The organism is Hydrogenophaga intermedia (assembly GCF_000723405.1).
Taxonomy (GTDB): Bacteria; Pseudomonadota; Gammaproteobacteria; order Burkholderiales; family Burkholderiaceae_C; genus Hydrogenophaga; species Hydrogenophaga intermedia.
The window spans coordinates 23,782-31,874 of sequence record NZ_CCAE010000053.1 but is presented as its reverse complement, the minus strand read 5'-3'; the positions used below and the strand labels follow the sequence as shown (position 1 = coordinate 31,874).

Annotated in this window: 7 protein-coding genes; all 7 read left to right on the top strand. The window is 62.0% G+C overall.

Annotated features, from left to right (window positions below; translation table 11 throughout):
* Nucleotides 1-109 precede the first annotated feature (109 nt).
* Complete coding sequence (locus BN948_RS21175) at nt 110-1,534, top strand: Cu(+)/Ag(+) sensor histidine kinase (protein ID WP_428841496.1); 1,425 nt, start codon at nt 110-112, stop codon at nt 1,532-1,534.
* Nucleotides 1,535-2,168: 634 nt separating this feature from the next.
* On the top strand, nt 2,169-2,495 hold the full coding sequence (locus BN948_RS26320) for a DUF2933 domain-containing protein (RefSeq protein WP_003090285.1): 327 nt from the start codon (nt 2,169-2,171) through the stop codon (nt 2,493-2,495).
* An 18-nt stretch (nt 2,496-2,513) separates the two neighbouring features.
* A complete protein-coding gene (locus BN948_RS21170) occupies nt 2,514-2,813 on the top strand; it encodes a heavy-metal-associated domain-containing protein (protein ID WP_003090284.1) in 300 nt (99 codons plus the stop codon).
* Nucleotides 2,814-2,821: 8 nt separating this feature from the next.
* On the top strand, nt 2,822-4,489 hold the full coding sequence (locus tag BN948_RS21165; protein ID WP_003090283.1) for a DUF3141 domain-containing protein: 1,668 nt from the start codon (nt 2,822-2,824) through the stop codon (nt 4,487-4,489).
* 295 nt (nt 4,490-4,784) lie between these two features.
* Nucleotides 4,785-5,918 carry an acetate/propionate family kinase gene (locus BN948_RS21160; protein WP_009516040.1) on the top strand — a complete coding sequence of 378 codons (1,134 nt, stop codon included), beginning with the start codon at nt 4,785-4,787 and terminating at the stop codon, nt 5,916-5,918.
* Between the two features lie 217 nt (nt 5,919-6,135).
* Nucleotides 6,136-6,588: a MerR family transcriptional regulator gene (locus BN948_RS21155; RefSeq protein ID WP_009516039.1), complete on the top strand. Its 453-nt coding sequence runs from the start codon at nt 6,136-6,138 to the stop codon at nt 6,586-6,588.
* A 154-nt stretch (nt 6,589-6,742) separates the two neighbouring features.
* Nucleotides 6,743-8,059, top strand: coding sequence for an SAM-dependent methyltransferase (locus BN948_RS21150; protein WP_009516038.1), 1,317 nt, complete (start codon nt 6,743-6,745; stop codon nt 8,057-8,059).
* The last annotated feature ends 34 nt before the right edge of the window (nt 8,060-8,093 follow it).

Genomic DNA, 8,093 nt, shown 5'->3' with positions numbered 1-8,093 from the left:
CGCCAGCCCGCATCGGACCAGCTCAATGCACGGAGCCTGCTTTATCTCACCTGTTCAGATTTGCGGAGCCACTTCTGTGGAATGGGATACACGCTCGATGCGCCCGATGATGCCCCTGCGCCATAAGCCGCGGCAAAGCCGTCCAGCGTCGCTTGCATTGAGGGTCACGGCCCTCGTTGGTATCGCCACGACCTTGGTGTTTCTTGTGTTCAATTGGGTCATTCTCCGGTCGTTGGAGCACCACTTTGCTCAACAGGATGCCCACGAACTGGAGGCAGTGACAACCGCTTTGGCTCAGCCCTTGCACCAGCTTGCAAGTGACATCGCAAGCGACGAACTGAAGCAACACTTGGCCAACGCAGTCGCAGGACATCATGGGATGACGTACGGCGTCTACGATGGGGCTGGCAATAGCATCTATGCCACGCCCGGTCCTGACCTGTCTAAACTTGCCAGTAGCAAAAAGTTGGTCAACCGCATCACCGCTGACGATTTGATCGTGTGGCAGGAGGATCAGAGGTCATATCGAGGTGTGGTGATACAACTGCCTGCTGACGATTCAGCGGCGCCCGGCTACCGCATCGTCGCCGCCATGGACATCGGCTTTCATCTCGACTTCCTGGCGGAGTTCAAGCGCATGCTCTGGTGGGCAACCGGCTTGGTCATGTGTCTGGCGCTCGGTGTGGCTTGGCTGGCGGTGCAGTGGGGCCACCTGCCGATTCGCAAGGTCAATGAAGAGATTCGGGCGATTCGCTCTTCAAAGCTGGATGTGAGGCTGGATCCTCGGGATGTGCCGATCGAACTGGCGGAACTGGTATTCGCCTTCAACGATATGTTGGCGAGAATCGAGGAAGGCTTCACCCGGCTATCACACTTTTCCGCAGACATCGCGCACGAGTTGCGCACGCCCGTCACCAACCTGGTCACGCAGACTCACGTGGCGCTTGGCCAGCCGCGCAGCAACGAGGAATACAGAGAAATCCTCTATTCAAATTTGGAAGAGTTTGATCGGATGGGACGCATGATTGGTGACATGCTGTTTCTTGCCCAAACGGAAAATGATCCCCGCAACTTGCGTCTGTCTACCATTGATCTGTCCGAATTGGTGCGGAGTCTGTTCGACTATTTCGAGGCGCTGGCAGAAGATAGCGGCATTACGCTTGGTGTTAAAGGGGCGATCGGCAGCATAGCGGCGGATCGGGAAATGCTCACCCGGGCGCTGAACAATCTTCTCTCGAATGCAATTCGACACACGCCTCGCGGCAAGAGCATCACGGTCTTGCTTTCGCAGGATGAGCAGTGGACAACGATCAGTGTGGTCAATCCCGGTGAGAGAATTCCTGAGCGCGATCTACCAAAGCTCTTCAACCGCTTCTACCGAGTTGATCCGGCACGGCAACGAAATACGGCGGGCGCCGGTCTTGGCCTTGCCATCGTGAAATCGATTGCGGAGGCACATGGTGGCTCCGTTGCCGTGACCTCCAGTGAGCTTGTCACCAGGTTTGACTTGGTATTGCCCCATCTGCGGCAGTAGTCCGAGGGCGCTGCGGTCCGTCCAGCCAACTGGCGTATCTCTTTGCCTGATTCTGGGATCTACCCGGCCGGCCACGTTGCTACGCGAGCGGGACATTTTTTCTCCGTGACTGCCACGTGCCCAGTCCTAGCGGCAGGCGCCGACATCATGCGCTTGTGTATCCCATCGCTACGTCCACACCGCACGCGAGGGCCTTTGCTCGGCCGCGATCCGGTCACAGTTCCGGACACCGTTCGTAGATAGCCTCCGATCGGTGCCGAACGTCTGCCTGCTCGGCACATCTGTCGCGCGCTCACTTGGCGGTGTGCGCTGAGCCCCTGAGGTGAGCTGGTCTGCTGGTTCGCTGCGCGGGGTATGTACCCCGTAGCTGGGTACAGAGAGTCTTTTTGATCAAGATCAAGGTACTGCCTTCACCTCAGCTCTATGCTGAGCTTAACAAGCCACATTTGGCACGGGTCGATCATGCTCAGAAACTATCGAGGACTTTTTAGCGGGGCCATGGAAATCTCCGGTGTTCAACCCCATTCTTCTGGCATACCTGTTTTATGGATGGGCCTGATCAGCGCCCTGCACGGCACTCGAATGCGGGAATCTCGCCAATCGACAAGGGTCAACTTCACGAAGGAGCATCGCCATGAATATTCCGCCCGATCGAAGTAAGAGCACAGGAAACGGCCCGAACTGGTCTCGCATCAACCAGTGGCTGCTGTGGCTCGGCCTCGCCGCCGCCGTTGCCTGGATGTTCTACCGCCACAACGCCCATCTTCTGCAACTGCTTCCCTTCCTCTTCATCCTCGCCTGTCCGTTGATGCACATCTTCGGCCATGGCAGTCACGGCGCACATGGCGGTCATGACCATCAAGATCAGCCGCCTCGGGGCGATGAAGGGGGTTCGCCTGCGCGCCAATCAGACGACCGGAGCCGCCCGAAATCCGTCGACCAGTCCGGGCACCACCACTGAAACCACCGGAGCATCATCATGGAAACCATCGAACTCAAGGTTGCCGGCATGACCTGCGCCTCCTGCGCGAACTCGGTCAGCAAGGCGCTCAAGCGCGTAGCTGGTGTGCAAGACGTGCATGTCGATCTCGCTCGCGGCGCAGCGAGTGTCACCGGCGACCAGACGGCCCAGAAGACGCCTGAGCTGATCGCGGCCTTAGCTGCCGCGGGCTACGAGGCATCCGCTGATTCCTCGCCGGGCATTGCGGCGGGTGCCGGTGCCTCCCATGCGCCGGCCGCTGCCCGTTCAAAGGGGCATGGCGGCTGCTGCTGCCGCTGATCGACGCCATGGACGCACGCACGAACTCCCAGGGTATCGCCGCCGCACCGCTTGGACTCTTTGCTGCCTACTGGGGCGACATGCTGTGGCGGACCGTCGCGTCCGGCGAAGCGCTGAGACAGCGCGCCAACAACATGACCGAACACGAAGCGGCGGGTATGCCGCCGCTGCTCCACTTCGAGTCAGAGCAGGTGGCTGACGGCCACGACTTGCAACCGGCGAGCAACTACCGGCTCCTGCGTGTCACTCGCTGTGGCACCGACGCCTTGGAGAAGCATGTGCGCAAAGGCGCCGCGCCGGTGCTGGTGGTCGATCCACGCGCCGGCCACGGCCCTGGCATTGGCGGCTTCAAACGCGATTCTGAAGTTGGCATGGCACTGCTCGAAGGCCATCCCGTGTACTTCGTAGTGTTCGATCCGGAGCCCGTCGAGGGCCAGACCATGGGCGCAGTCGTCCAGACCCTGGCCACATTCATCGACATGGTGGCCAAGCGCCACCGAGGCAAGGCCCCGATCGTCTACGGCAACTGCCAAGGCGGTTGGGCGATCACGCTGGCGCTGTCGCACTGCGAGCACCGTGCCGCCTTGGCAGTGCTCAATGGCTCGCCGCTGTCGTACTGGGCAGGCGAGAGAGGCATCAACCCCATGCGGCTGCTCGGTGGGTTCACGGGCGGCATCTGGCCGGCGCACTGGGCGTCGGACCTCGGCGCCGGGCGATTCGACGGTGCCTGGCTGGTCCAGAACTTCGAGGCGTTGCGGCCCGAGGGCGTGTTCAAGAAATACGACACGCTCTTCGCGCAGCCGGAGACTGAGCGCGATCGCTTCCTGGAGTTCGAGCGTTGGTGGAATGGCTTCTACCAGCTTGCCCGCGAGGAAATGTTGTCGATCGCAGGCGATCTTTTCGTAGGTAATCACCTGGAGAGCGGCGAGGTCGTGGTCGATGGCCACTGCCGCGCGGATCTCAGCCGCATTGGCGCACCGCTGGTGGTCTTTTGCTCCAACGGCGACAACATCACACCGCCCCACCAGGCGCTCGGCTGGCTCAAAGCGGTATATCCGACGACCGCAGACCTGGTGGCGGCGGGCCAGCGCGTGGTGTACCTGCTGCACCAACATGTTGGCCACCTTGGCATCTTCGTCTCCGCGGGGGTGGCGCGACGCGAGCACCGCGCCATCTTGCATCATGCCGAATCGATCCAGGCACTCAAGCCTGGACTCTACGAGATGGTTCTGGAGGACAGCGCCTCTTCGGAGTCGGCCGCCGCTGCGCAGTTCCAGCCGCGGCGGCTGGAAGACCTGCCTTACGACGCCAACCCGGCGGGGTTCGACAAGGTCGAAGCACTCTCGGAGATCACCGAGCGCTTCTATTCGCAGTGGGTGTCGCCGTGGGTCCGCTTCGCCGTCACCCCCGACTCGGCTCGTGAACTTCGCGCGCTGCACCCCATGCGCGTCAGTCGCAAGGTCTGGTCCGAGCAGGTGACCCCGGCCCTGGCGCTGCTGCCATGGGTGCAACGATGGCTTGAGCAGTGGAGTGCGCAGGATCCCCATCGGGTCGAAAATCCTTGGTATCAGCTTGAGCGAACTGGTGCAGACGCGATTGGGCAGGCCATGGAATCATGGCGCAAGAGCCGGGACCTGTGGGCTGAGCTTGTGTTCGAGCAGGCCTATGCCAACTGAACGACCCTCCACTGTGGCTGCAAAAAGAGACGCTCACGGGTCGCAAGCAGCACGCTCCTTGTCGGAGGCGATGCGCCTGCCACGGCCGATTTCGCTTTTCAGCGTCGTCCAGGCACGGATCAAAGTTGGATTCTCCCGTATCACCACGCCAGCAACGGCGCTACAGCATCGGAAGCATGGGCCTGATCGGCGGCCTCGCGTGCTGCTAGCGCCGAGCGAAACTTGGCAATTCGATCTGATGAACGTTGCCAATGGCGGCGACGTCGGCACTGACCGGCGCTGACGGAGCTCCGACATGCGCGTCCTCGCCATCAATGCCGGCAGTGCGACCCTGAAGTTCGGAGTTTTCGAGTCGGCTCGTACCTTGCCATTGATCGACTCGGCGATTGATCATCCTGCGGTGGATGCTGCGACCTTCGAGGAGATCGAGCGGCACTTGCACAGGGCGGGTGTCACAACGCTCGATGGCATTGGTCACCGCGTCGCACACGGTGGCCCACTGTTGAGCAACGCGGTGCTCGTGGATGAAGAAGTCGAACGCGAGATCGGCAAGGCTTCGGCTCTGGCGCCGCATCACAATCCTGCCGCATTGGCCGGCATACGCCTGACCCGTGAGCGTTGGCCCGGCGTGCGCCACGTCGCGGTCTTCGACACCGCTTTCCATGGCGACATGCCCGAATACGCCCATTCCTATGCTGTTCCGCCATCGTGGCGCGCGGCAGGGGTACGGAGATACGGCTTCCATGGCCTGTCCCACCAGGGTGTACTGGCCGCCGTCAGCACCGAGCTGAAACGGCCGCCGTCAGAACTTCGTATCGTGAGCTGCCACATTGGAAGCGGCGCCAGCGTCTGCGCGATCGATCGCGGAAGGTCGGTCGATACATCTATGGGAATGACCGCGCTTGAAGGTCTTGTGATGGGCACGCGCTGTGGAGACCTCGACCCTGGCGTACCCGGCTTCGTCGCACGCGCACTGGGTTTGACGTTGGCGCAGATCGAGGCGGCGCTTTACAGCGACAGTGGACTCAAAGGATTGTCGGGTGAGAGTTCGGACCTGCGGATTGTGGAGAAGCGCGCGGGAGAAGGAGTCGCAGCCGCCCAACTGGCAATGCAGGTTCACGCGTACCGCGTGCGCAAATACATCGGCGCCTACGCCGCCGCGATGGGCGGTTGCGATGCTGTGGCCTTCACTGGCGGAGCTGGAGAAAATTCGGCCGCGTTGCGTCGGCGCATCGTTGATGGCCTGGAGTTCATCGGCCTGGAACTAGACGAAGAGCGCAATCGCGCCTACTCGCCCAACACTGAAGTCGCCCAGTTGCAGTCATCCCGATCCGCCGTCGCCGTGCTGGTGGTTCAAGCACGCGAGCAGTTAGCGATCGCGCGTGAGACGTTCCGAGCGCTGAATGACCAGGCAAGTGGTTTGGTATAGGCAATGAACTGGGACAAGACCACGATAAGTCTTCCTCCGGGCCGGGAGCCACGCCCGTTGATGCTCGCGCCGATGATGGTCCAGTTGCCCATCCAACCGCACGTTGAAGGAAGGAACGGAGCGGTTCAGACACCGGGCCCTTGACCCATGTGCAGCACCTGGGTTCAAACTCGCTCGAAAGTGAAGGGATTCAAGACAACCTTGCTGGAGGATGGTGATGCAACTCATTGAATGCGCCAAGGCGGCAGGCGTCACACCGGACACGTTGCGTCACTACCTTCGGGTGGGGCTTGTGGTGCCCGATGGCCGGGGCACGAACGGCTACCGCGCATTCTCGGATCGAAGCGTCGCCCGGGTTCGTTTCATACGCAATGCATTGGCCCTCGGCTTCACGCTCAAGGACGCTGCAGAGTTTGTCGAGATGAGCCAGCGCGGTGCATCGCCTTGTCCGCGCGCGCGGGCGCTGCTGAGCGAACGGCTTGACGAGCAGGCCCGGCGGCTGAAGGAGGCGACAGATTTGCATCGCCGCATGCAGCAGGCAGAGCGCGACTGGAAGCGGCTGCCGGACGGCGTCCCGGATGGCCATTCCGTCTGCGGTTTGATCGAAGGAGCGGATGCGGACGTTCAGCGCAATTCGGTGCGCGCGAAGTCCCGTCGTGTACGCGCATGAATCGCTCTGATCATCGTCGACATTCCCCGGCATCACGACGCTCTACGTACATGCGGTGCAGCGGTTGTGGTCGTGCCGATCACGCCAGCGCCAAGTATGAGTCGTCTATCCACTTCGCAGCATCCGCTGCACACGAGCGAGCGAGGCGCCCCCAATGAGCCACCTCACGACACGGGATCGAACCGTATCGCCCGACGGATATGCCGCCGCGCTACGGATCTTGCGCCGGCTGCTGGCCGGCATCGAGCGCCCGCCGGCGTTGCGTCTGGGCGATATGCTCTTGCACGAGCTCGAATCGCACCCGGAATACACCCTGATCATCCGTGACCCGGGTCTGCTGCCTCGCTTGGTCCTGCGCCCGGATCCGCTGCTGCTGGCGGAAGCCTATTTCCGCGGCACCATCGACATTGAGGGAGACCTGTACACCGCGCTCGGGCTCAAGGCGCATTTCGAGAGGTTTTCGCTCTCTTGGCGCGACAAACTGGCCCTGTTGCGCGACGCACTGCTGCTGCGCGTGTCCGACCAGGACGGGTTGAAGCCCTCGCGGAGTCTGGCCTCGCGCGTCGCACGTCGCTTCTCCCATCGCCATTCGCGTCAAACCGATCAGGCCGCGATCTCCTTTCACTACGATGTGTCCAACGCGTTCTATGGCCTCTGGCTCGATGCCGAGAGGGTCTACTCATGTGGCTATTTCAAGGCGACGGATGACACGCTGGACCAGGCTCAGCGCAACAAGCTGGAGCACATCTGCCGCAAGCTGCGCCTGCAGCGAGGCGAACGCCTGCTCGACATCGGCTGCGGCTGGGGCGCGCTCGTGTGCTGGGCGGCAAGAGAACATGGCGTCCGTGCGCACGGCATCACGCTCAGCCAACAGCAACTCGAATACGCGCGCGAGCGCATCCGCTCGGAGGGCCTGCAGGATCTCGTCACCGTTGAACTGCGCGACTACCGTGACCTCGAAGGCACGGCCGTTTTCGACAAGGTGTCAAGCATTGGCATGTTCGAGCACGTGGGACTCGCGAACCTACCGGCCTACTACGCGGTGGTCCAGCGGGTTTTGCGGCCAGGAGGACTCTTCCTCAACCACGGGATCACCCATGACGAGGAGGGCTGGAGCCGAACCGTCGCGACCGAGTTCATCAACCGCTACGTCTTCCCCGACGGCGAATTGGACTGCGTCAGCAATATCCAGCTAGGGATGGAGCGCTCCGGCTTCGAGATCCATGACGTCGAAGGTCTTCGACCCCACTACGCGCTGACCTTGCGTCATTGGGTCCAGCGACTCGAAGCGCGCCGGGAGGAGGCCTTGCGGGAGGTCGATGAGGTGACCTTCCGCATCTGGCGCTTGTACATGGCGGCGTGTGCACTGGAATTCGAGGCCGGGGGGACTGGGATCTACCAGATCGTCGCGTCCAAACGCGACGGCGGAAGCTGGCCCGTGCCCTTGACCCGCTCTGATCTTTATGGATAACACAGCCATGAACGCTAGATGGCCGTGCCGCTGG

What these genes read in the sequence shown, in the direction of transcription:
- BN948_RS21175 (WP_428841496.1), top strand. Translation starts at nt 110, where the DNA reads ATGCCCCTGCGCCATAAGCCGCGGCAAAGCCGTCCAGCGTCGCTTGCA.
- BN948_RS26320 (WP_003090285.1), top strand. Translation starts at nt 2,169, where the DNA reads ATGAATATTCCGCCCGATCGAAGTAAGAGCACAGGAAACGGCCCGAAC.
- BN948_RS21170 (WP_003090284.1), top strand. Translation starts at nt 2,514, where the DNA reads ATGGAAACCATCGAACTCAAGGTTGCCGGCATGACCTGCGCCTCCTGC.
- BN948_RS21165 (WP_003090283.1), top strand. Translation starts at nt 2,822, where the DNA reads ATGGACGCACGCACGAACTCCCAGGGTATCGCCGCCGCACCGCTTGGA.
- BN948_RS21160 (WP_009516040.1), top strand. Translation starts at nt 4,785, where the DNA reads ATGCGCGTCCTCGCCATCAATGCCGGCAGTGCGACCCTGAAGTTCGGA.
- BN948_RS21155 (WP_009516039.1), top strand. Translation starts at nt 6,136, where the DNA reads ATGCAACTCATTGAATGCGCCAAGGCGGCAGGCGTCACACCGGACACG.
- BN948_RS21150 (WP_009516038.1), top strand. Translation starts at nt 6,743, where the DNA reads ATGAGCCACCTCACGACACGGGATCGAACCGTATCGCCCGACGGATAT.